Source organism: Aquimarina sp. AU58 (genome assembly GCF_900312745.1).
Lineage (GTDB): Bacteria > Bacteroidota > Bacteroidia > Flavobacteriales > Flavobacteriaceae > Aquimarina > Aquimarina spinulae.
In genome coordinates, this window is the sequence record NZ_OMPD01000014.1 from 1,745,238 (window position 1) to 1,768,094 (window position 22,857).

Sequence of the window (22,857 nt, forward strand, 5' to 3'; positions counted from 1 at the left end):
ATTGGATTATAGAACTGATAATTTTTTTATGGTATGCTAATACTTGTTCATAATAAAGTTAAAGAATTTATAATTAGATTTATTTTAATTGTATATACAAGTTGAATTTGTATATTCGTAAAAAGCATTATATCAATCTGATAAATATTTTTTGCTTCCCCCAATGGTATTTGTTGCTGCAAATAGAAGGTACATCATGTAAAAAGTACTCAGTTATTTTAAGCATTTAGAGAATAGAAATAGAATATCGATAAGTATCAAAAAAAGAGTTTAGAAGAATTTAGAAATTATAAGATATGGTTTTACCTGGGAACTTATCAAAATGGAAAAGTGAGGGAAATTATTTTACTTACAAAGGGAATAAAATCTTCTATAAGGATACCAAAGAGAGTGAAAAAGATGTAGTTCTATTGCTACATGGCTACCCGACATCTTCTTATGATTACCACAAAATTTGGGAACAACTTAGCTATAAGTATAGACTTATAAGTCCCGATTTTTTAGGATTTGGGTTTTCTGATAAACCTCGAAACTATGATTATAAAATTGCTGACCAAACCGAAATGATAAATTGCTTGTTAACAGAATTAGAAATAAAGAACATAAAGATGATTGCTCATAATTATGGAGCTATTGTAGGTCAAGAGGTATTGGTTCATGCAAATATGGGTATACTCGGTTTTACTGTAGAGAAAATTATTTGGTTAAATAGTGCTCTTTTTCCAGAACTTCATAAACCAACTTCAATTCAGAAAATATTAGTATCACCTCTTAGCGTGCTAGTACTTAGATTATTTAATGAGAAAAAGTTTGAAAAGAATTTTTCAATTCTTTTTGGTAAAAACACAAAACCTACTAAAGAAGAAATAAAAGAACTCTGGATATTAATTAATTACAATAATGGAAAACAAATTATGGGTAAACTTTTACATTATATTTCTGAGCGTAAACAGTATGGAAAGCATTGGGTCGATATGCTCGAAAAAACAATTATTCCACAAAAATTAATTAATGGCATTGCCGATCCTGTTTCTGGATTACCTGTAGTTAAAAAATATATAGAAAGAATACGTAATGCCAAAGTAGTTGAATTAGCGAACATTGGTCACTACCCTCAAATAGAAGCTCCCGATTTGGTCTATTGCTCAATTAAGGAGTTTTTTAATAAAGCACAACAATGATATACATCATCAATAGAAGCTTCAATTTTTGTCTAGAAATTTAATCATAAATTAAAATTGCATAAAAGGTAAATGTCTATCTTATAGTAAGATAAAAGATTTGTAAAACATAGAAATTATGAGATCAATAAATACATTATTATGCTTATTTGTCACCTTAACTGTTGTTGCTCAAAATGCGGTAACCGAAAAGTATTATAGGCAATTAAGGTACAATCATGTTTCGCCACATATCCCATATATGGGTATACATGAAATAAGTTCTGCCGAAGCAAAAAATACTGCTCATTACATTTTTAAGTATAATGATGCTAAACAACTTATAGAAATTATAAACCATGATTATAGTTTTCATGAAGATCATTTTTTAAACACCATAGGAGCCTATAAAACTATTTTTGAGTATGAAAACAATATGCAGACTTGTATCTATTTTGATAAAATCGGTAATCGCACAGTAAACGACAGAGATGTATATAAAGAAGTATTTCATTATAATAAAAATGGATTTAAATATGCACTTCATTTTTTCGATCTGAAAAACGAACCTATGGAATCAAATTGTAAAGTAACTAGATATTCTTGGGAAAAAAATGAAAAGTTAGTTATTGAAAAACGATATAATTTAAATGATTCATTGGTTAATATTGCTCCTTATTTTGATTTCGGAGTTACAGGTATTTTATATGATAACAACAATTTTCCAAATGAAACTTTTAATTTAGATGGTAACCTTATGGTTAAAGAAAACTCTTCTGGTATTGCATCATATAGAGATGCATACGATAAAAACGGAAACCATATAGAGTTCTCATACCATAATGCCAAAGGAGAATTGATCAACAATAGTTCTGATTTTGCGGTCGGAAAAAAAGAATACGACGAAAAAGGAAACTTAATCACTCTAAACGTATATGATAATGCCAATAAATCAATAGCTAAGATTAAATTTCCTTCTAGAGATGATATTAATTTAGCCGCCCCTGTAACTCAAAAAGATTCATTAGAAATCAAAAATATATCATTAGGCTATTTAATAGCATTGCAAGAACTAAAACCAAAACTGATGAAAAAGGTATTTCACCCTGATTTAGCTAAAAGAAGTTTTGGATTCAATTCAGAAAACAAAAAGGAAATCATACACGAGACTACTTATAAGCAAATGATCGAATTTGCCAAGTCCTGGAATAAATCAGGTACCAGATTTCCTCCAAAACCAAACAATAAAGCAATCATCCTGGATATCTATAACCAAATTGCAAACGTTAAATTGATTTCGGATAATTGGGTCGAATACCTTCATCTTGTAAAAACAAATAATGAATGGAATATTATTAATCTTTTATGGCAAAATAAGGACATAAGTGATTATGAAAATTACAAACAATAAACTTAATACATTTATCTACAGAAATTAGAGAATTCATGTATTCAAATTTAAAATATCAAGGCATAATTATTTTACAACTTGTATATACAATTCAAATTTATATATTTGTAGATATGAAGTACGAAATAGAACAATGCTTAGGAGCAAGAATAAATGGTCTTTCTCGAAGAATAGATAACATTTACCGTAAGCATTTAAAGGATAAGGGAGTTACACAAAGTCAGTTAAGTATAATGTTGGCATTGTATAAGATGGGAGAATCAGAACAACATGTAATTGCTGGTATATTAAATTTTGAGACTTCATCATTAACTCGAATTTTAGTCAGGCTAATGAATCAAAAATATGTTATAAAAACAGGAGCAGTAAACCGCCCATCAATCGCTTTAACAAAATTAGGAGTAAAAAAGGTGAAAGAAGTATTACCCAATTGGGAGAATGCTATGGATGAAGTACATGAAATGTTAGGAGAAAAATCTGTAAAAGCATTCTCTGCTTTTGAAAAAGGGTTTAAGTAATCCTTTTTTTTAATAATTAACTTGTATATACAACTTTAGGTAAATGAAAATATTAGTAACGGCCGCAAACGGCCACACGGGATTTACAACAGCAAAAGAAGTATTGAACTTAGGTGTCGAGGTTAGAGCATTTGTAAGAAATCCAAATAGTGAGAAAGTTCAAGAACTTAAAAAAATGGGAGCAGAAATCTTTGTCGGAGACATAGAAGATATAAGAGATGTTAGAAGAGCTTTGAGTGGAATTCGACGCGCATATTTTGTACCTACCTATCCTAATGTATTATTTCAAGGAGCCACATTTGCAACGGTTTTAGAAGAATTAGAAATCGAGCATGTAGTTCTTTTAACACAATGGACTTCATCAAATAGACATCCTTCAATCTATACCAAAGAACATTGGTTAGTAGATCAAATATTTGGCAGATTAAAACATACAAAATTAACAGTATTAAATCCTGGCTTGTTTGCTTTTGTGTATTTTATGACACCAGCTCCGCTTACTCAATTTGGTATGTTACCAGACTTTGGAGAAAATGCACCACCCTCTAATGAAGATATAGGTCTGGTCGCTGCACACATTCTCAAAGACCCCTCGGCGCATATAAATAAAACCTATCGAGTGACAGGAAAAGCAGTATTGAATGCTCAACAAATGGCAAATATTATCGGTACGGTAGTAGGTAGAAAGGTAAAAGCTATAAAGATGTCTAATACTATGATGTATAAAGTACTACGGGCTTACGGTTATCCACAGCGAGATGCTTCGCAAGTAGTTGCATATTATGTCGAAGAGGCACATAAAGGAACTTTTGGTTTTAATGCTCCCAATAGCATTGTCAAGAATATTACGGGTAAAGAAGCAGATGATTTTCTAACGATAGCACAAAAATACCTTTCGACCATGCCAGAAGCTAAACAGACTTTTAAGAACAAGTTAAAAGCGATACGATTTATGATCAAAGTAGTATTTACAAAAACCTGGGATATGAAAAAGTATGAGAAAGAACAAGGCTTTCCTAATTTTAAAAATACCTCATTCTGTATGGATTCTGAAGAGTGGAAACTAACGCATAAGTAAAATAACGAGTTTATCAAATATTTAAACAAACGTATATTTATTATAGGAACTGAAACACGCGATAAAGCTTTTATTTAGAATAGATAATAATTCAAGAATTTTTTATAATCTGTTCTTTATATTTTGTAGGTGACATGTTCATATTCTTTTTAAATATTCTATAAAATGTTGCCCGAGATTTAAATCCATTATCTTCTACCAAAAAAGTATGTGTATGAGTCTCATCTTGGTTAGACTGTAATTTGCTTAAAAAATGATTAATCCTATAATTGTAAATAATCTCAGAAAGAAGTATTCCCTTATTTTTTAAAACTTTATTAAATACTTGGCTATTAATGTTTAACTTTTTAGAAATACGAGAATATTAAATTTTGTGTTTTTTTATAGCTTCTTTTCTCAAATCTACTGCCATTTCTCCAGTGTCAAGATGGTTCCACCCTGGTGGCTTGTATAGATATTTGACCTTATCTATCCAGTTAGGAGCAGATTTCATATCATGATATAAATCAACCCACATTTTTAACTGCGTTGATACTAGATTTTGACTGTCAATATCTCTGTCCATAACACCATATACAGGTTTTTCTTGTGGGATTTCTTCTTGATAGGTTCTAAATAATCTATCCCAAAAAGAAAACATGTTTGAATAATTAGTGTCTAGATATAAATGATTTCTAGAATGATGCACTCTATGTAAATGTGGAGTAATAAATATTTTATCCATCAGTGGAGTATGTTTGAAGTATTTGTCATTGGCATGTGTAAATACTCCATATATCCTCGCAATCATGTCAACGATATAAATTAACAAAGGATGAAAACCGAAAACAGGCAACCAGATAATAATGTGTGGAGAGGAAATAAAATCAAAAAAAGATCCTCTAATCGATACACTCATATTCATATCTTCAGGAGTATGATGAACTCCGTGAATGCACCAAAAAAACCTTACATTATGACCCAGATAATGTATAAACCACCAAGATAAATCGTAAACGACAAATGCTAAGATGAATACGTACCAGGTATTAGGTAATTCCCAAATCCGAAGGTTTTCATATACCCAGAAGATGACTTTGAACTGTAGTACAAAAAAAATAGCAAAATAAGGAATCACTCCCAATAAGTAGTTTGCTACATTCATTGCACTTTCTTTTTTTCTTTTTGCTAGACCTTTAAAAAGTAAAAAAAGGAAGTCTATAATAATTATTGTAAAAAGGACAGGCATGTAGGACATTTCAAGTTTACCTACCAATGATGTTAAGTCCATAATGATTTTTTTTGTATTAAAAATGGTGTGATAATTGGGTAGATAAAATTACTATTTTTAGTTAGTATCACGGTACAATTTTACTTTTTGTTTTAGGGGGAAACAGTATACTTTTAGTGTTTTTTCAATAGTATTAATGAAGTGGTTTAAACTTTGCATTTTTCTTTATTTTTGAATTTTTAATTCATATAATCATACATGTTAGATAGTCAAGATCTTTCCAGTTATTAGTGGCTGTATCAAATCTATTAAATAGTGATAGGTTCTAAATCTCTTACTCCAGGGTGATACTTCTTCAGATCTATAGATCTTATTAATCTTGACTTTGGGTTTGTTATTTAACAAAATCAATCACTGGCTATTGACTACTTACCTTTTTTATTTCCCCTAATTCATTTCATTTTTTCCTCAATTCATTGCATAGCTATTTCAAAAACTGCATTCTCAAAATACTTTTGGGGTATTATTAATCTTGAAATATTATACCCTATGAAAATCATAACTACATTTTTAATCGCTTTTATTTGTTCAATTAGTTTTGGACAGACTTTTACAGGAAAAATAATCGACAAACAAAACCAACCTATTCTATTTGCCAATGTGGTTGCAAAAAGTGCAACTGATAATGCACTAATTAATGGGGTGATTTCTGATGAAAAAGGAGAGTTTTCTATCGAACCAAAGAAAGAAAATATATATATAGAAATTAGTTTTGTTGGATTTACCACTCGAAAAATAAGTCCTACTCAATCTAATATGGGAACAATCGTTTTAGAAGAAGAAGGACAACAACTACAAGAAGTCGTAGTTACAGCACGTAAAAAACTCATTCAACAAAAAGTAGATAGATTAGTTTTTAACGTAGAAAATACAGTTGCTGGTACTGGAGGAACCGCGCTTGATGCACTAAAAGCTACACCAAGTGTAAATGTAGATACTGATAAATTAGCCATTGTAGGGAAAGGAAATGTACGAGTAATGGTTAATGATAGAATTGTACAATTATCAGGTAATGAACTAACGGCTTATTTAAACAGCATTGCATCCGATGATATTAAAGATGTTGAAGTTATTACAACACCTCCATCGAAATATGATGCAGAAGGCAATAGTGGACTTATTAATATTGTTCTAAAAAAATCAAAAGAAAATAGCTGGAATAATCAACTAAGAACTTCTTACACCCAAGCAACATATCCGTTATTTAATTTTGGAAACACATTTAACTACAATAAAAACAAAGTAAGTTTAATTGCTTCGTTAAATGGAACTAAAGGACATACAGCACAATTTAATCAATTTGATATTATTTACCCATCTGCTTCAACCGTATCAAATCTTGATATGAAAAATAAAGAAAATATGATTTCAGGCAGGTTAGGTTTAGATTACAATTTAACAAATAACGCTACTGTCGGAATTTTATACACAAGTTCGTTTGACGATAAAGGTATAAACGATGGAGGAAGAACACTTACAAATGATGGTAATGGAACGTACACTATTAATGAAGGTAACGCCGAGACAACAAACAAAAACCACTCAATAAATGCTCATTACATTCAAAAATTAGATACGCTGGGTAGAAAATTATCTATTGATGTTGATTACTTTAATTTCAACAATTCTTCTAATAGGAGTTTTAGTAGTGAACAATTTATTACAAACCAAAGCTATTTTGAGGCGAAAAATAGCACCAATCAAAACATTAAAAACTATAGCGGAAGAATAGATGTTGAACACCCAAGCAAATGGGCTAATTTTTCTTACGGAGTTAAAACCACAATTACAAAAACAGACAGTGATGTAGCATTTTACAACAACACTACAGGTACCCCAATTTTTGATCCAACACAAAGTAATGAGTTTATGTATTCTGAAAATATTAATGCAATATATGCAGATATGTCTAAACCATTAGGCGAAAAATGGCAAGCAAAAATCGGACTTCGTTTTGAAAACACTCGAACAAAAGGAGTTTCAAAAACAAACAATCAAACCGATATCAATTCGTATAACAAACTATTTCCATCAGTATTTTTAGGGTATAATCCTAGTAGAAAAAATATGTTTAATTTGAGTTATAGTAGAAGAATTCAACGTCCTAGTTTTGAGCGTTTAAATCCGTTTCGTTTTTATATTAACCCTATTTCGTATCAAGAAGGAAACCCGTTTTTAAAACCACAAATTTCTGAAAATTTAGAATTAAAGCACATTTACAAAGGAAAACTGATCAGTAAAGCATTTGTAAGTTATGTAGATAATGGATATTTCAACATTATTAAAGCAGAAGATGGAGCGCAACAAAGAATAGTAGTAACATTTGACAATTTTTATACAGCCTATAATTATGGGTTAACTGAAACTTTTATATACAATCCAACAAAATGGTGGAATACAACAACCCAAGCAACCGTATCAAGAATGGATACACGCTACAAAGACGGATTTAATTTAGACGCTGAATTAGTAAGTGGATGGAATTTTCAATTGTATAACAGAAATACATTCCATTTAAACGAAGCAAAAACAATACAAGCAGAAACCACACTTATTTATGCCTCGCCACAAAAATTGATGTATTTTTCAATATCTGAAATGGTGAGTCTAGACCTGGGATTAAAATTTTCGTTACTAGACAAAAAACTAAATTGTACAGTAGCCGTAAACGATATTTTAAAGCGTAAGGCAACGAGTGTAAACACCAAAACTAACGGAATAGACCAAACATACTATAATTATTTCGATACCCGAAGTGTGAAGATTGGTCTAAACTATAGCTTTGGTAACAAAAAAATAAAAGTTAAGCAACGTAATTCTGGAAACGAAGAAGAACAAAACAGAGCAAAAACTAATTAATCGAAAATAAAGCTGTTTAAAGGATTAGACACTTTAAACAGCTTTTCTTTAAACTAAAAATGTATTTTGTACATCTAAAATTACAAAGAAGTGAAGGTTTTCAATCAAAAAATAAATCTAAAACAAGTTTTAATAGTCATTGCACTATTGTTACTAGGGAATGCTGGTAAAATTTATCTTTTACATAACGTGCGAACTAAAAGTGACATTGATTTTTATGACTATTTCGACCACGTTTCTGTTTTTCTATTCTCTGCAGTTTCGGTAATATCAGTACTAGTTTCTTGGAAAGTCATTAATAGAATAGACACGACAAATACAATTCTAAAATTTGTAAAGGTTTATATTTTGTCTTTTTTATTATTTGTTATCGCAGGTGTTATTATTGATTATGTTCTTTTGGGTATTATAATGAACCATAATAAATATGATTTTATGATTAGATTTATAAACACGATGTCAGTTGCTTTTATACTTGTTGATATTTTTGCGCTTACTTCAGCATTTTTATATTTTAGACAATCTCAAAAAACCACATTAGAATTAGAGCAAACCGAAAAAGAAAAAGCAACGTTACAATCGCAAATGCTACAAAAGAATTTAGAACCTCATTTTTTATTCAATAATTTGAGTGTTTTATCAGGATTAGCAAGAAAGCAACCGGAGCAAATAGAAAGTTTTATCGATGATTTTTCTGATGTATATCGCTACTATTTGAAACATGGAAAAAAACAATTGGTCGAGTTGAAAGATGAACTTTCATTCTTGAAAAATTATATGAATTTAATGGAAAAACGCTTCGGGAATGCCTATCAAATTGAAAATGGTATCGAAAATACTGATGGTTTTATCATTCCGTGTTCTCTACAACTATGCATAGAAAATGCGATAAAACACAATAAAGGGAGTGAAAAAAATCCGCTGTTAATTTCGCTTTCGCGGAAAGAGGATACAATTGTGATAAAAAACAAACTAAATAAAGTAGATTTTACACTCGGAACAGGAACGGGAAATGATTATTTAAAACGTCAATATCAAATCAATTTTAACAAAGCCGTTATTTTTACAGAAACTGATACTGAATTTATTGCTGAAATCCCGCTAATTTTTGAAATATGAAAGTACTAATCATAGAAGACGAAGCCATAAATATTGAAATCATTTCAGACCATATACTTCGATACAATGGCAACATCGAAATTGTAACTTCGTTACAAAGCAAAGAAGAAGTTGAAAAATGGTATCAAACCAATGAACAAGTAGATTTAGTGTTTTCTGATATTGAATTGTTAGACGGAAATGTGTTTTCTCTATTGAAAACCAACATTATAAAATCCCCAATTATTTTTACAACCGCCTACAACACTTTTTACCAAGATGCTTTCGATGTAAGCGGAATAGCTTATTTACTAAAACCCATTAGCTATACCAAGTTTTGTAAAGCAATGGGAAAGTTTGAAAGCCTACAAAAGAAAGAGATTGATTGGAAGAAAATATCAGAAACCATTCACGAATTAAACAACAATTACAAAGAACGCATCATCATAAAAACCAAAACAGAAATAAAAATTTTAAGCACAAAAAATACGGGAGCAATTTTATCTAATTCAGGAAAATGCATCGCGATTGATGAAAATGGAAAAGAAAATGAATTTCGTTCCAAATTATCTGATTTAATAAAAGAGTTAAACCCAAAAGAGTTTTTTCAAATTAATCGTGGTGAAATCGTAAATATCAATTTCATCGAAAAAATTGAGCCTTACTTTGGAGACAGATTGGCAATTTCAATCAAAAACTACAAACAGCATTTAATTACAAGCGCATCTGCAACAAGCGAATTTAGAAAATGGATTGGGTAAAAAAGCCATCAACTCCAGAGCTTGTCAATTCCTGAAAAGCAGGAAAACTCTTTAAGTAGAATAGAAAATTAAGAAAGTTAAAATTTTCAAAGCGAGCAAAAAACACTTCTTAAAGAGAGCTAAATAAAAAACAACCAAAAATCAACAACTTTATTCTCGGTTTTCTCTCAAGGAAAAATTTATACTGGAAGATGTTCTTTTATTTTTCTTTTTTTGACAAGCAAAAAAGAAAAATAAAATTAACAGAATCATTTGCTAAAAGTGTTCACCGAATTGCACACCTTTTATTTGATTTTAAATGAATTCAAATAAGACCAAAAAAGAAAAACCTGAAAATCATACGATTAACAGGTTTTTTTTATAGATTGATACTATAATTTGTCGGGGTGGCAGGATTCGAACCTGCGACCTCCGCGTCCCAAACGCGGCGCGATAACCGGGCTACGCTACACCCCGAGGTGTATATTTCCCTTTTGAGGGTGCAAATATAGACAAATCATTTAAAATAAAACCAAATTATAGTATAAAGTAAAGATTTTTTTATCATTGTTTTAAATACTAATAAAAGCCCTTTTTATGTCTAGATATAAAAAGGGCTTAGTGTAGGTGTGGGGGATACACTATTATGCGTGATAATATCGTTCTCTGTAAATTTTTCCATCTTTCCACTCTGTAACAACAGTCTGTTCCGAAAGCATGGTACTACCATCTTTTAATTTTAATTCCATTACAGCATCATAAAAAGAATGATTTCCATTAATGGCATAATTGTTAACATCATATCTAATAAACTCAGAAAGTTGATTATCTATAAAATCCTGCTCAAACTTAAGATTAAATGCTTTTCCTTTTTTTGGGGTATCATTGGCTTCCTTTAATTCTACATCATCATGTAAATAAGTATCCATAGCTTCAATAAAAGCTCCTTTTGACAATAATTCGTGAACGTGTTTAAGATTTTTTTCAATTGTATTTTCCATGTTTGCTTTATTTTTTTAGATTAATTATTGTTTATTATTTGATGGTGTAAAGATGCGATGATGATTGTTGTCTTAAAATGTAGTTTTTCCCTTAACTCTTGTCAATTTTTCCCGGGAAGAACATTTATGATGTAATCGAATTAGAAACGGTGATTACGTATCAAAATTTCTTAGAAAAAAATAGGGTATACATGTGTTGGTATTGGGGTGCTTTTATATGTGTGATTTTTTTATTTTTCATAAAAAAATAAAGACTTTATTTAATGATTAAATCAGAGCTAGATCGTATCTTTATAGGCCAAAATAAGCTTACGGGGAAATCATCTTTTTTTCATATTTGTAACTCGTGTTACAGACTATTATTATGCTGAAAAGTATCTTTGTAAAACTCAAAGATTTAAAAAAAACAGATCTTATGGAAAATCTTGATGCGGCAAGACTCCAAATGGCATTTACTCTAATATTTCATATTGTTTTTGCTTGTATTGGTATGGTCATGCCTTTTTTTATGGTGGTATCTCACTATAAGTGGCTTAAAACACGTGATCAGGTATATTTAACCTTAACCAAATCGTGGCAAAAAGGAGTGGCAATATTTTTTGTTACAGGTGCTGTTTCGGGCACAGCATTATCTTTTGAACTAGGATTACTTTGGCCCGAGTTTATGAAACATGCTGGACCCATTATCGGGATGCCTTTTTCATTAGAAGGAGCAGCCTTTTTTGTAGAAGCCATAGCCTTGGGTTTTTATTTATATGGATGGGGTAAACTACCAGAAAGATTTCATTGGATAACCGGAGTTATTATTGGTTTATCGGGAGTAGCATCAGGAATTTTGGTAGTTGCTGCTAATGGGTGGATGAATGCTCCAACGGGGTTTGACTACATAGATGGGAAATTTCTAAATATAGACCCGGTTCAGGCCATGTTAAACCCCGCCTGGTTTACACAAGCTTTACATATGACATTAGCAGCTTTTACAGCTACAGGTTTTGCTGTTGCAGGAGTTCATGCATACCAGGTATACCGAAAAAGGAAAGTAGAATTACATAAAAAAGCATTTAAAATAGCGATAACATTTGGAGCAATAGCAGCAATATTACAGCCGATTAGTGGTGACATTTCTGCTAAAGATATTGCAGAACGACAACCTGTAAAGCTTGCAGCGATGGAAGCACACTATAATACCGAAAAAGGAGCTCCTTTATATATCGGTGGAATAGTAGATACAGAAAAACAAGAAGTAAACTATAAAATAGCACTCCCGGGAATGTTATCATTTCTCGCTTTTTCTGATTTTGATGCCAAAGTTAAAGGGTTAAATGATTTTCCCAAAGATGAATGGCCTAATGTACCTATGGTGCATTATGCATTTCAGATCATGGTAGGAATTGGTACCCTTTTGCTTTTTGCAGGAATTCTATATTTTATATCATTAAAAAGGAAAAAATGGTTTGCTAATCATAAGTATTGGTTACTATTTGTGCTATTGGCCCCAATGGGATTTATTGCATTAGAAGCAGGGTGGATCGTTACAGAAGTAGGAAGACAACCTTGGATAATTCATAAAATCATGAGAACCAAAGATGCAGTAACTCCTATGCCGGGTATTGTGTTTAGCTTCTATACCTATGTTGTTGTATATCTTACCTTATCGATTGCTGTTACCTGGTTGATGCTTAGACAAATAAAAGTTTTAAATAATTCAAATCACTAAATATGCTGTATGTTGTATTATTCTTTTTGATTTTTTCCCTGTATCTCTATGTAGTTTTAGGTGGAGCAGATTATGGAGCTGGGATAGTAGAGCTTTTTTCATCAGAAGAAAATCAGAAGATTACCAAAAAAACTATTTATCGTGTCATGGGACCCGTTTGGGAAGCTAACCATATTTGGATTATTATTTTGATTGTGATTCTATGGATAGCATTTCCAGTGTATTATAATATCTTGGTAGTGAGTTTGCATATTCCACTTACCATAATATTATTAGGAGTTACACTAAGAGGAGTAGCTTTTGTATTTAGACATTATGATGCTATTATTGATAATTCTCAGAAGTTATATGATAATATGTTTAAAATCTCTAGTTTGATAACCCCCATATTTTTAGGAATGGTATTCGGGGCATTGATTAGTGGCGAAATACGTATAGTAGATGATATTAGTTCTTTAACATTTTATGAAGCATTTGTAAAGCCTTGGTTTAATGTATTTAGCATATTGGTTGGATTATTTTTTGCAGCACTTTGTGCATTTTTATCTTCAGTATTGCTAATAGGGGAGTCCAAAGAAGGAAGTGAAAATATCTATATTAGAAAATCGGCTATTGCTACAATTATTGTTTTTGTTGTAGGGCTGTTAACTTTTGGGTATGGATACATTGTCGAGAATGTATTTGTACAGGAATTTATGAAAAACCCTATTACAATAATTTCTGTTGTGCTATCTGCATTTCTGTTATTTCCGTTATGGAAAACTATTAAAAAAGGGAATACAGTGTGGAGTAGGTTTTTTGCAGGATTGCAGGTGTTTTTAATTTTATCGGCGGTTTTAATTTCTCATTATCCAGATATAATAATTACACAAACAGGAAGCGTTAGTTTAATAGAAAACATAGCTCCTGATAGCGTTATTAACGTCTTAGGGATATCTCTTATTATTGGTGGGACAGTTATTTTACCAGGATTATTTCATTTGTTAAAATCATTTAAAATGATCAAAATTCTCGAAAGAGATTAATACGTATATATAGTCCAACAATTTTTAGAAAAGTATTCTATCTAAATTACTTCTTGTATTTCTATACCGATTTCTTACCCTAAAATATAGGTTTTTCTTGGTATAATGAACCTAAAATAGGTTCGTGAATTCTAGCTTTTCAGGAATTATTTTTTGGCGTCTCATAATTTGAGATCATCACACATTAGTTTTACCAAAGTTTTCAAATAGGAAGCAACTCAAAAAAATAATGTTTAATTAAAATTCGATCAACAAATGAGAAATTTAACAGGTAAGGAATTAAGAGAAACTAACGGAGGAATAGATGGTTTAGCTGCGGCTTTGGCTGAGATAGCAAGACAAATGGAAGCGATTAAGAAATTGGGGACGTTAACGGGAACTACCGATGATATACATAACTAGTATTGTGTATACTTGGATCTAAAATTTTCGACTATGAAAGATTTACAAAAATTAGGAAAACCTTTGAGCAAGACTCAACAAAAGGAAATAAAAGGAGGAGCAGCAAGAATTCCAATTGGTAATATTGATGATTGCATATTTCCGTTAGCACCGCCACCACCAGGATGTAACTGGCATATTGATATGAAAGCATGTACGGCAAAACTTGTCTGTCTGGATCTCATTGAAATAAGATAATTTCACAAAGGCTATCAAAATAACTTGATAGCCTTTTTTATTTTTTTGTTACAAATATCCCTTTAAAAAGAGTTTAAGTATAAGATTAAATATGTTTGGAGGTAAAGTGAAATCGTCATAAAAAGTTTTGCATTTTAGTTTATAATCGATTCCCAAAAATTAGAATAAAAAGTTATATTTGCACTCTTAATTTTTCGGGATGTGGCGCAGTCCGGTTAGCGTACACGGCTGGGGGCCGTGTGGTCGCAGGTTCAAATCCTGTCATCCCGACACCAAAAGAGGTTCTGATAAAGGGTCTCTTTTTTTATGTTATAATTGTTTGAGAGCCTGCTCTATACTCTGAACAGGAAGTTTGCATGCTCCTTGTTGGCAGACATATATAAAAGTTGCATCTTCTATATATTTGTTTTTAAATACAGGCAGTGTGCTTTCTTGGGTACTCCCTACAACAATAGCATTTGGGATGTAATATGAATTAAAAGTATCTGCTATAGAATCTGCTTTTTCTCCTACGATTACGATCTCATAAAAAGGATAAACAGTGTGAAGCTGTAAAGCGCTCCATTTAGAAAAATCTTTTGCGTTATCGGTTAAATAATCTGCCATAGAAGATAACATTTGCTTCGATTTTTCTGTAAGCTGGTTATCATAATTTAGAATACCAAGTTTTTTTAGATTATGCCCCATAACAGCATTTGGTGATGGTATTACTCCATCATCAACTTTAATTAATGTAGAGATCAATTTACTTTCTTTGGTATACTTATACATCTTAGTCGCCGAATCTGTATAATGTGTTGTAGCGATAGCATGCAGAGCATTTGCACGATCCAGGTATTTTGTTTCCAGGGTCACACTATATAAATTGATGGTAGCATCAATAAGTAAAGCATAATCTTCTATAAAACCTTCTTGCTGCTTATCACCTTTTTTATAAGTATGAACCAGAAAATTGTTGTTGGTATTATGGGTATCAATAACATTGTAAAGTGCGATAGCTTTGGTAAGGTATTCTTTATTCCCAAAAGCTTTGTATGCATCAATAAATCCATTAATCAGTAGGGCATTCCATGAAGTAATCACTTTATCATCAATAGCAGGGGATACTCTTTTTTGTCTTTCATTAAAGAGCAATTCTTGCCATTTAGCTTTTAGGAGTACTAACTTCTCTGGTAAGATATCATTTTGAGCACCGAATATACTATCATTAGAAGATTGTTGTATACTAAAAGAAGCTTCTTTTTCCGAACCTTCAGAAGTTCCTAAATCATAATATGTAGAAAAAAGAGAATACTCTTCTTTTAAAGTATGTTGTAACTCTTCTTCTTTCCATTGATAATAACCCCCTTCTTTTCCTTCGCTATCAGCATCTATCGCCGAGTAATATCCTCCATTTTGACTTTTCATTTCACGTTCTAAAAAAGCAATAGTCTCTTCTACTATGGTTTTATACTGTACTTTTTTATAAACCTTATATGCTTTAGAATAGAGGCTAATTAGTTGTGCATTGGTGTAGAGCATTTTTTCAAAATGAGGAACTTTCCAATAGGGATCGGTACTATATCTAAAAAAACCTCCTCCAACATGATCATAAATGCCACCAGAAGCGATGTTGTCTAAAGAATTTTCAACATGTCTTTTAACAGTGTCATTATGTGTTAGTTTGGCATAATCCATAAGAAAATCCAAACTATGCGGTTTGATAAATTTTTGATTTCCGAGATCCCCTCCCCATTTAAGATCCCAATTTTTTTGCCAATTGTTCACACTTAGGTCAAGAGCATCTTTGGTTAAATGGGTATTATCATTTTTGGGTTCGATTACATTGGTCGCATGTATGCCCGACGAAATTTTATCGGCATAACCTGTTAGTTTTTGAGGATCAGTTTGATATAAATCGGTGATTTTATTCAGCACTTCTTTCCATTGTTCATTGGTATGATAGGTTCCGCCATATACTGGTTTCCCATTCGGAAGAAGAATAACATTAAGAGGCCATCCACCATTACCTTGCATTAATTGTACAGCAGTCATATAAACATGATCCAGATCCGGACGTTCTTCTCTATCTACTTTAATATTTATAAAACGCTCATTCATTATCCGAGCGATATTTTCATCTGCAAAGGTTTCTTTTTCCATGACATGACACCAATGGCAAGAAGAATACCCGATACTTACAATCAATAATTTATTGGTTTTTACAGCCTCTTCAAGAGCATTATCACTCCAGGGTTGCCAATCTACAGGATTATGTGCATGTTGTAATAAATAAGGACTTGTTTCATTAATCAAGCTATTGGTATATGCATGGTCACTTTTTGATGGAGTATCCTTACAACTAAAAATAACCAGTAGTACAATAAAAAAAATAAACTTTAGAATTCGAGAAGTATTTAACATTTCGTTACAAAAAGGTATATTTAAAGCAAAGTACAATAATTTGTATAATATCCCTAAATACGATGCTCAGAGGTTTATTTATACTAAGAAATGTATAGTGTAAGGCTGTTATTTGATAAATTAATTCAAGTCGTTTGTCTATAAAAACATGCTGTTTAGAGGATAAGTTTACAATAAAAAAAAATGTTCCTTATTTTCAAATTTCCTCAAAAAAGGAAGATCTAATTTTTTAGAATATGATGCAGAATATAGTTTACCTCATAGTACTGGTTTTGATTTTTTCGGGTTGTTCAAAAGATCAGAAAGAAAATAATACTGTAGTAGAAAAAAAACAGAATACAACACTATTTGAAAAAGTTTCAGAAACTCATAGTACTATAGATTTTAAGAATAAGATCGAAGAAACATTATATTTTAATTTTCTTAATTATTCATATATCTATAATGGTGGTGGAGTAGCTGTTGGTGATATCAATAATGATGGATTAGAAGACATATATTTTAGTTCTAATCAGGGAACTAATAAACTTTACCTTAATACAGGTAATTTTGTCTTTGATGATATTACAAAGAATGCAGGGGTTACCGATCAGGAAGGTTGGTCTACCGGAGTTTCTATGATAGATATTAATGCTGATGGCTGGTTAGATATTTATGTATGTAAATCGGGCGCATTGCAGCATAAAGAAAAGAGAAAGAACAAACTCTATATCAATCAGAAAAATGGAACTTTTATAGAGCAGGCCGATCAATATGGTTTGGCTTCCAGTGCTTTTTCGACTCAGGCTTATTATTTGGATTTTGATAAAGATGGAGACTTAGATATATACTTGTTAAATCATAGGCCAGATTTTAATAATAATGTAACGATAGATCCAAGAATTCAATTTAATTATCATCCCGAAAGTAGCGATCAGTTATTTGAAAATAACAACGGAAGATTTACCGATATTACTCAAAAATCAGGTTTGTTAAATAAAGCTTGGGGGCTTAGTGCATCTATTGGTGATTTTAATGAAGACGACTGGCCAGATATTTATGTAGCAAATGACTTTTTAGAATCTGATTTTCTTTATATCAATAACCACGATGGCACATTTACCAATACCATTCTTAGTACGTTTGATCATATCACTGCAAATAGTATGGGATCTGATTTTGCTGATATTAATAATGATCTAAAACCAGATCTGGTGGTTTTAGATATGTTGTCTGATGACCATAAGAGAGGTAAAGAAAATATGGCATCGATGAGCACCGAAAATTTCAATGAGTTGGTTAATGCGGGGTATCATCATCAATATATGTCTAATGCATTACAACTCAACCTGGGGAATGGCGTATTTAGTGAAATAGGGCAGCTGTCTGGGATTTCTAATACAGATTGGAGCTGGGCTCCAGTATTGGCAGATTTTGACAATGATGGATTTAATGACCTTTTTGTAACTAATGGTATCCTTCATGATTTGTCTAACCAGGATTTTAGAAATCGAATGAAGACCAATATTCGTAATCGAAAAAAAGTAACATTGGATGAAGCAATTGGTATGATGCCTTCTACCAAATTGAGTAACAAAATGTTTCTTAATAATAAGGATTTAACGTTTTTACCTGTTACCAAAGAATGGGGATTACAGGAAAAAGTGAATTCTAACGGAGTTGCCTATGCCGATCTTGATAATGATGGAGATCTCGATCTCATCCTTAACAATCAGATGGAAACTGCCAGTATCTATAAAAATAATCAGGATAATAATTATATATCGGTTGCACTTTCTGGTAGTGATAAAAACCCCAATGGTATTGGTGCAAAAGTTAATATCTATACCAAAGATCTGCAACAATCAAAAATACACTATCCCGTGAGAGGGTTTCAATCTTCTGTAAGTCAACGAATACATTTTGGATTAGGAGATATAACCATAGTAGATAGCATACAGGTACAATGGCCTCAAGGGACATCTACTACGCTTCAAAATATAAATGGCAATCAATTGCTCGCGATCAATCAAAAAGATACAGCGTTAACTGTAGAGAAATCTAAAAAGCAACCCGTACATGTCTCTGCTGTAATTGATGCTTCTCAATTTGGGATTCAGTATAAGAATATCGAGCGCAATTTTGATGATTATAAACTTCAACTATTATTACCGCAAAAACAAAGTGAAAAAGGGAGAGCCCTTACTGTTGGTGATGTAAATAATGATGGAAAAGAGGATTTCTTTGTTGGAAATGCCAAGGGAGCCCCTGCTGCTATGTATATTCAGAAAGAAGATGGAACTTTTAGAGCTTCTAGTATTTCTGTTTTTCAGAATGATAAAGAATTTGAAGACAATCAGGCATTATTTTTTGATATAGATAATGATGGAGATCAGGATTTATATGTAGCAAGTGGAAGTTATGAGGATCAGGAAAATAGCGATTGGCTTATCGATAGAATATATACAAATGATGGAAAAGGTAATTTTACCAGAGATACTACCTTTCCTAAGATCAAGTCGATATCTTCTGCCATAGCGGTATCCGATATTGATCAGGATGGGGATCTCGACCTTTTTATTGGCGGCGGAGTAATCCCGGGTAAATACCCTATGTCATCACCTTCATATATATTAAGAAATGATCGAGGAAATTTTGTGAAGGTAACCCATAAAATGATCAAAGGACAAGAACAGCTAAACATGGTAAATGGTGCTGTTTTTTCTGATTATGATAAGGATGGAGACGAAGATCTTTTGGTAATCGGAGAGTGGATGCCAATTACCATTTTTGATAATGATAAAGGAATATTGATTAAAAAAGATATAGACGAATTACAACATACTTCTGGATGGTATTTTACGATACACCCTACAGATATTGATAGTGATGGGGATGTAGATTATTTAATAGGAAATATGGGACAGAATACTAAGTTTCATCCTACAAAAAACAAACCGCTACACATTTACACCAAAGATTTTGATCAAAACCAAAGCCTGGATATTATATTGAGTAAAGAATCCAAAACAGGATTACTATTACCCGTAAGGGGGAAACAGTGCTCCTCTGAGCAATTACCCATGTTAAAGAATAAGTTTAAAACCTATGGAGAGTTTGCAAATGCATCACTGTCTGATATTTATGGAGATCAGGACTTGAAAGAAGCAACTCATTACATGGCTAAGGAGTTTACTACTGTAATCCTGATTAATGATGGACAAGGAAATTTTAACATAACATCATTACCAGTACAAGCTCAATTTGGACCAACTACAGATTTTGTCGTCGAAGATTTCAATAAGGACGGAGTAAATGACATTTTTGGAGTAGGCTCTTTATATGAAGCCGAAGTAGAAACGATACGCTATGATGCTAATAAAGGATATTTCTTGCATAGAAACCAGGAAAAAACTCTAAGTTTTTCTGCAACATTACCAGCACTCCACGGGCTAGAAATAAAAGCTGCAGAACGTATAAAGATCGGTGACAAAAAATATGTTCTTATGCAATGTAAAAATACAGGATTAAAATTATTACCGATAGATTTTTAAACTCTGATATCATACCAAACACTTACCATACCTGCAAAATTTGATGGAGTGATTTAGCATTCAAATCTAGATTCATTTTATGTTGTAAACATAAAAGATTACCTACCTTAGTTATCTGGATAAGAAATATACTTACCAAGGTAAGCATACCTAAATAATGATGTAGTATTCTTTAGTAAAATAGTATAGAAATGATGAGAACACGTATAGGGGCAGTAACCGATATCAAAGGAATTCTTTCCCTTCAGGAAAAGAACTTGTTTAGTAATTTAAACGAAAAAGAACGAGAAACAGGTTTTGTAACCACCCCATTTACCACTAATCAAATTGAAGAAATCATAAAACAAAACGGAATTTTTATTGCAGAAAATGATGATAATGTAGTTGTAGCGTATGCTTTTGCAGGAAATTGGAAATATTTTGAGCAGTGGGAGATTTTTAATGTGATGACCTCCCGTTTTCCGAAATTATCATTTGATAGACGTCAAATTTCAACAGAAAACAGCTTTCAATACGGGCCGGTTTGTATCGATAAGGAGTATCGAGGCAAAGGATTGTTAAATTTGATTTTTGAAGAAATGAGAGTCGAATTTGTGAAAAAATATCCGATTAGTATAACATTCATCAATAAAGTAAATGTTATTTCTGAAAAAGCACATACTAAGAAATTAGGTTGGAAAATAATAGACGAGTTCGAATTTAATAACAATACTTATATTGGGCTCGCTTTTGATATGAAAAAATCGGTGTTGTAAACCTATAGTGCAAACATGGATCCAATTGATACATTAATACAACATTTTAGAGAGCGTATTGTCCTCACAGATCACGATGCACGTTGCGTTGGTGAATGTTTTCATGTAGTAGCTTTAAAAAAGAAAGAAGTTCTATTGCATACAGGAGAGGTTTCTTTGCATATGAGATTTATTGCAGAGGGATGCCTAAGAAGTTACTATATGGATGAGGAAGCACGAGAACATATCATTCAGTTCGGAATAGAAGGTTGGTGGGTTAATGATCTGTATAGTTACCTTACCAAAACTCCGGCCAAACAATTTATTCAGGCATTAGAACATAGTGTAGTACTTCAGATTCATCGGGATACATTAAATCAATTATATGATCAGGTACCAGCAATAGAACGTTTTTTTAGGTTTAAGTTTGAAAATGCATATGTTGCTATACAAGATCGTACACTCAATACTTTAAGTAAAACGGCAGAAGAACGATATTTTGAGTTTCGTTCAAAATATAGAGATATCGAACAGCGTGTGCCACAATATATGATTGCTTCCTATTTAGGAATGACTCCCGAGTTTTTAAGCGCACTAAGAAAAAAAACGACAACATAAGTGTTTCTTAAGATACCTTAAGATTTTTAATATCAAATAGCAGTTAGTTTGTACCATAATAATTTTAAAAGTGGTACAAATGAAAAAAATCCTTGCTTTTTCAGGAAGTAACAATCCTAAGTCGATCAATCAACAATTATTGCTTGCTGCAATCAATAAAATCGATGAGCATAATGATGTACATCTCATACAATTATCAGAATATATAGCTCCTATATATAGCCCGGTTATTGAGGAGAAGGGCATTCCGAAAGCTATAAAAGAACTTTTTCAACTGTTTACAGAAGCAGATGGATTTATGATTGCTTCGCCAGAGCACAACGGGCTTCCTTCGTCCTTCTTTAAAAACATAATAGACTGGCTTTCGAGAATCGATCAACGATTTTTTGGAGACAAACCTGTAGTCTTAATGAGCACTTCTCCCGGAGTAACAGGAGGAGCATCTCATCTTCAGGTTTTAGAAAAACTCTTTCCAAGATGGGGTGGGAACATATGTGGCATGTATTCTCTGGGAGATTTTAATAACAAGTTTGATATAAGCAATTCGTCTATCCTGGACCCATCAGAGAACACAAAACTAGATAAAGCGATTACTACATTAATGCAATAAATATTCACTCTATAAAAACGAAAAAAATGAAAAATTCAGAAAACAGTAGTACAATAGTACACAATTATTTTAACGCCTTTCAAAATGGCAATATGGATAAAGTATTAGATTTGTTTCACGAAAATTGCCTGATCATAAGTGTACGTGACGAAGAACGTAAAAAAGATCAGCTTCATGGTACATACAGAACCAAAGAAGAAGCAAAGCAGTTTATTGCTAACATAGTTAATTCTTTTACAACCAAAGAGTTTAGTGTAGAAAGGGTAATCGCCGAAGGAAATGTCGTTTTTGCAAATGGAAAATTTTCACACGAAGTAAAAGCAACTGGTAAATTATTCATGAGCGACTGGGCTCAGGTAAGCATAATTGAAGATGGAAAAATTAAAGAATATAGATTTTATGAAGACTCGGCAGCTTTTGTAAAAACTTCACAAAACTAAATT

The 22,857-nt window shown here is 31.9% G+C and carries 20 protein-coding genes and 2 tRNA genes; 17 read left to right on the top strand and 5 right to left on the bottom strand.

Annotation, left to right across the window (positions count from 1 at the left end; translation table 11 throughout):
- The first annotated feature begins 296 nt into the window (after window positions 1–296).
- The 4 genes from DK441_RS19000 (at window position 297) to DK441_RS19015 (ending at window position 4,167) form a co-directional block, all read left to right on the top strand.
- Window positions 297–1,181, top strand: a complete 885-nt coding sequence (locus DK441_RS19000) for an alpha/beta fold hydrolase (RefSeq protein ID WP_074407966.1) — start codon at window positions 297–299, stop codon at window positions 1,179–1,181.
- 118 nt (window positions 1,182–1,299) lie between these two features.
- On the top strand, window positions 1,300–2,571 hold the full coding sequence (locus DK441_RS19005) for a nuclear transport factor 2 family protein (protein WP_109852081.1): 1,272 nt from the start codon (window positions 1,300–1,302) through the stop codon (window positions 2,569–2,571).
- Window positions 2,572–2,684: 113 nt separating this feature from the next.
- A complete protein-coding gene (locus DK441_RS19010) occupies window positions 2,685–3,089 on the top strand; it encodes a MarR family winged helix-turn-helix transcriptional regulator (protein ID WP_132065845.1) in 405 nt (134 codons plus the stop codon).
- A 43-nt stretch (window positions 3,090–3,132) separates the two neighbouring features.
- Window positions 3,133–4,167: an NmrA family NAD(P)-binding protein gene (locus DK441_RS19015; RefSeq protein ID WP_109852082.1), complete on the top strand. Its 1,035-nt coding sequence runs from the start codon at window positions 3,133–3,135 to the stop codon at window positions 4,165–4,167.
- A gap of 91 nt (window positions 4,168–4,258) precedes the next feature.
- Here DK441_RS19015 and DK441_RS27285 read toward each other — a convergent pair whose 3' ends face one another.
- Window positions 4,259–4,522, bottom strand: coding sequence for a helix-turn-helix domain-containing protein (locus DK441_RS27285; protein ID WP_109852083.1), 264 nt, complete (start codon window positions 4,520–4,522; stop codon window positions 4,259–4,261).
- A 9-nt stretch (window positions 4,523–4,531) separates the two neighbouring features.
- Window positions 4,532–5,437, bottom strand: a complete 906-nt coding sequence (locus DK441_RS19025; protein ID WP_109852084.1) for a sterol desaturase family protein — start codon at window positions 5,435–5,437, stop codon at window positions 4,532–4,534.
- A gap of 489 nt (window positions 5,438–5,926) precedes the next feature.
- On the opposite strand from DK441_RS19025, the gene DK441_RS19030 reads away from it, so the two are divergent.
- From DK441_RS19030 to DK441_RS19040, 3 genes are all read left to right on the top strand, one after another.
- Window positions 5,927–8,296, top strand: a complete 2,370-nt coding sequence (locus DK441_RS19030) for an outer membrane beta-barrel family protein (protein ID WP_109852085.1) — start codon at window positions 5,927–5,929, stop codon at window positions 8,294–8,296.
- A gap of 90 nt (window positions 8,297–8,386) precedes the next feature.
- Window positions 8,387–9,415, top strand: a complete 1,029-nt coding sequence (locus tag DK441_RS19035; RefSeq protein WP_109852086.1) for a sensor histidine kinase — start codon at window positions 8,387–8,389, stop codon at window positions 9,413–9,415.
- Window positions 9,412–10,155: a LytTR family DNA-binding domain-containing protein gene (locus DK441_RS19040; RefSeq protein ID WP_109852087.1), complete on the top strand. Its 744-nt coding sequence runs from the start codon at window positions 9,412–9,414 to the stop codon at window positions 10,153–10,155. The genes DK441_RS19035 and DK441_RS19040 overlap by 4 nt, the downstream gene beginning before the upstream one ends.
- A gap of 381 nt (window positions 10,156–10,536) precedes the next feature.
- Here the strand turns inward: DK441_RS19040 and DK441_RS19045 are convergent.
- Window positions 10,537–10,611 (bottom strand) — tRNA-Pro (locus DK441_RS19045).
- Between the two features lie 167 nt (window positions 10,612–10,778).
- Window positions 10,779–11,135 (bottom strand): hypothetical protein, encoded by a 357-nt coding sequence (locus tag DK441_RS19050; RefSeq protein WP_074407941.1) that lies wholly within the window; start codon window positions 11,133–11,135, stop codon window positions 10,779–10,781.
- A gap of 415 nt (window positions 11,136–11,550) precedes the next feature.
- Here DK441_RS19050 and DK441_RS19055 point away from each other — a divergent pair, with 415 nt between their 5' ends.
- The 5 genes from DK441_RS19055 (at window position 11,551) to DK441_RS19070 (ending at window position 14,786) form a co-directional block, all read left to right on the top strand.
- A complete protein-coding gene (locus tag DK441_RS19055) occupies window positions 11,551–12,852 on the top strand; it encodes a cytochrome ubiquinol oxidase subunit I (RefSeq protein ID WP_109853570.1) in 1,302 nt (433 codons plus the stop codon).
- A gap of 2 nt (window positions 12,853–12,854) precedes the next feature.
- Window positions 12,855–13,877 (top strand): cytochrome d ubiquinol oxidase subunit II, encoded by a 1,023-nt coding sequence (locus DK441_RS19060; RefSeq protein ID WP_109852088.1) that lies wholly within the window; start codon window positions 12,855–12,857, stop codon window positions 13,875–13,877.
- 255 nt (window positions 13,878–14,132) lie between these two features.
- Window positions 14,133–14,279, top strand: a complete 147-nt coding sequence (locus DK441_RS26715) for a hypothetical protein (RefSeq protein ID WP_159025531.1) — start codon at window positions 14,133–14,135, stop codon at window positions 14,277–14,279.
- Window positions 14,280–14,312: 33 nt separating this feature from the next.
- Window positions 14,313–14,516, top strand: coding sequence for a hypothetical protein (locus DK441_RS19065; protein WP_109852089.1), 204 nt, complete (start codon window positions 14,313–14,315; stop codon window positions 14,514–14,516).
- Between the two features lie 195 nt (window positions 14,517–14,711).
- Window positions 14,712–14,786: transfer RNA gene (locus DK441_RS19070), tRNA-Pro, on the top strand.
- 39 nt (window positions 14,787–14,825) lie between these two features.
- On the opposite strand, the gene DK441_RS19075 is transcribed toward DK441_RS19070, so the two are convergent.
- Window positions 14,826–16,919 (bottom strand): thioredoxin domain-containing protein, encoded by a 2,094-nt coding sequence (locus DK441_RS19075; protein WP_109852090.1) that lies wholly within the window; start codon window positions 16,917–16,919, stop codon window positions 14,826–14,828.
- Window positions 16,920–17,155: 236 nt separating this feature from the next.
- Here DK441_RS19075 and DK441_RS19080 point away from each other — a divergent pair, with 236 nt between their 5' ends.
- The 5 genes from DK441_RS19080 to DK441_RS19100 all read left to right on the top strand — a co-directional run bounded on the left by DK441_RS19080 (window position 17,156) and on the right by DK441_RS19100 (window position 22,854).
- Window positions 17,156–20,452, top strand: a complete 3,297-nt coding sequence (locus DK441_RS19080; protein ID WP_109852091.1) for a VCBS repeat-containing protein — start codon at window positions 17,156–17,158, stop codon at window positions 20,450–20,452.
- Window positions 20,453–20,643: 191 nt separating this feature from the next.
- Window positions 20,644–21,207: a GNAT family acetyltransferase gene (locus DK441_RS19085; protein ID WP_109852092.1), complete on the top strand. Its 564-nt coding sequence runs from the start codon at window positions 20,644–20,646 to the stop codon at window positions 21,205–21,207.
- 15 nt (window positions 21,208–21,222) lie between these two features.
- Window positions 21,223–21,804: a Crp/Fnr family transcriptional regulator gene (locus tag DK441_RS19090; protein ID WP_109852093.1), complete on the top strand. Its 582-nt coding sequence runs from the start codon at window positions 21,223–21,225 to the stop codon at window positions 21,802–21,804.
- A 79-nt stretch (window positions 21,805–21,883) separates the two neighbouring features.
- Window positions 21,884–22,414 (top strand): NADPH-dependent FMN reductase, encoded by a 531-nt coding sequence (locus DK441_RS19095; RefSeq protein WP_109852094.1) that lies wholly within the window; start codon window positions 21,884–21,886, stop codon window positions 22,412–22,414.
- A 26-nt stretch (window positions 22,415–22,440) separates the two neighbouring features.
- Entirely contained in the window at window positions 22,441–22,854 is a 414-nt protein-coding gene (locus DK441_RS19100; RefSeq protein WP_109852095.1) for a nuclear transport factor 2 family protein, read from the top strand.
- Window positions 22,855–22,857: the final 3 nt, after the last annotated feature.

Bases quoted from the DNA above. Each gene is read 5' to 3' on its own strand.
- DK441_RS19060 (WP_109852088.1), top strand. From the start codon at position 12,855: ATGCTGTATGTTGTATTATTCTTTTTGATTTTTTCCCTGTATCTCTAT.
- DK441_RS19015 (WP_109852082.1), top strand. From the start codon at position 3,133: ATGAAAATATTAGTAACGGCCGCAAACGGCCACACGGGATTTACAACA.
- DK441_RS19100 (WP_109852095.1), top strand. From the start codon at position 22,441: ATGAAAAATTCAGAAAACAGTAGTACAATAGTACACAATTATTTTAAC.
- DK441_RS19040 (WP_109852087.1), top strand. From the start codon at position 9,412: ATGAAAGTACTAATCATAGAAGACGAAGCCATAAATATTGAAATCATT.
- DK441_RS19000 (WP_074407966.1), top strand. From the start codon at position 297: ATGGTTTTACCTGGGAACTTATCAAAATGGAAAAGTGAGGGAAATTAT.
- DK441_RS19065 (WP_109852089.1), top strand. From the start codon at position 14,313: ATGAAAGATTTACAAAAATTAGGAAAACCTTTGAGCAAGACTCAACAA.
- DK441_RS19025 (WP_109852084.1), bottom strand. From the start codon at position 5,437: ATGGACTTAACATCATTGGTAGGTAAACTTGAAATGTCCTACATGCCT.
- DK441_RS19095 (WP_109852094.1), top strand. From the start codon at position 21,884: ATGAAAAAAATCCTTGCTTTTTCAGGAAGTAACAATCCTAAGTCGATC.
- DK441_RS19085 (WP_109852092.1), top strand. From the start codon at position 20,644: ATGATGAGAACACGTATAGGGGCAGTAACCGATATCAAAGGAATTCTT.
- DK441_RS19075 (WP_109852090.1), bottom strand. From the start codon at position 16,919: ATGTTAAATACTTCTCGAATTCTAAAGTTTATTTTTTTTATTGTACTA.
- DK441_RS19080 (WP_109852091.1), top strand. From the start codon at position 17,156: ATGATGCAGAATATAGTTTACCTCATAGTACTGGTTTTGATTTTTTCG.
- DK441_RS19030 (WP_109852085.1), top strand. From the start codon at position 5,927: ATGAAAATCATAACTACATTTTTAATCGCTTTTATTTGTTCAATTAGT.
- DK441_RS19010 (WP_132065845.1), top strand. From the start codon at position 2,685: ATGAAGTACGAAATAGAACAATGCTTAGGAGCAAGAATAAATGGTCTT.
- DK441_RS19090 (WP_109852093.1), top strand. From the start codon at position 21,223: ATGGATCCAATTGATACATTAATACAACATTTTAGAGAGCGTATTGTC.
- DK441_RS19055 (WP_109853570.1), top strand. From the start codon at position 11,551: ATGGAAAATCTTGATGCGGCAAGACTCCAAATGGCATTTACTCTAATA.
- DK441_RS19050 (WP_074407941.1), bottom strand. From the start codon at position 11,135: ATGGAAAATACAATTGAAAAAAATCTTAAACACGTTCACGAATTATTG.
- DK441_RS19005 (WP_109852081.1), top strand. From the start codon at position 1,300: ATGAGATCAATAAATACATTATTATGCTTATTTGTCACCTTAACTGTT.
- DK441_RS26715 (WP_159025531.1), top strand. From the start codon at position 14,133: ATGAGAAATTTAACAGGTAAGGAATTAAGAGAAACTAACGGAGGAATA.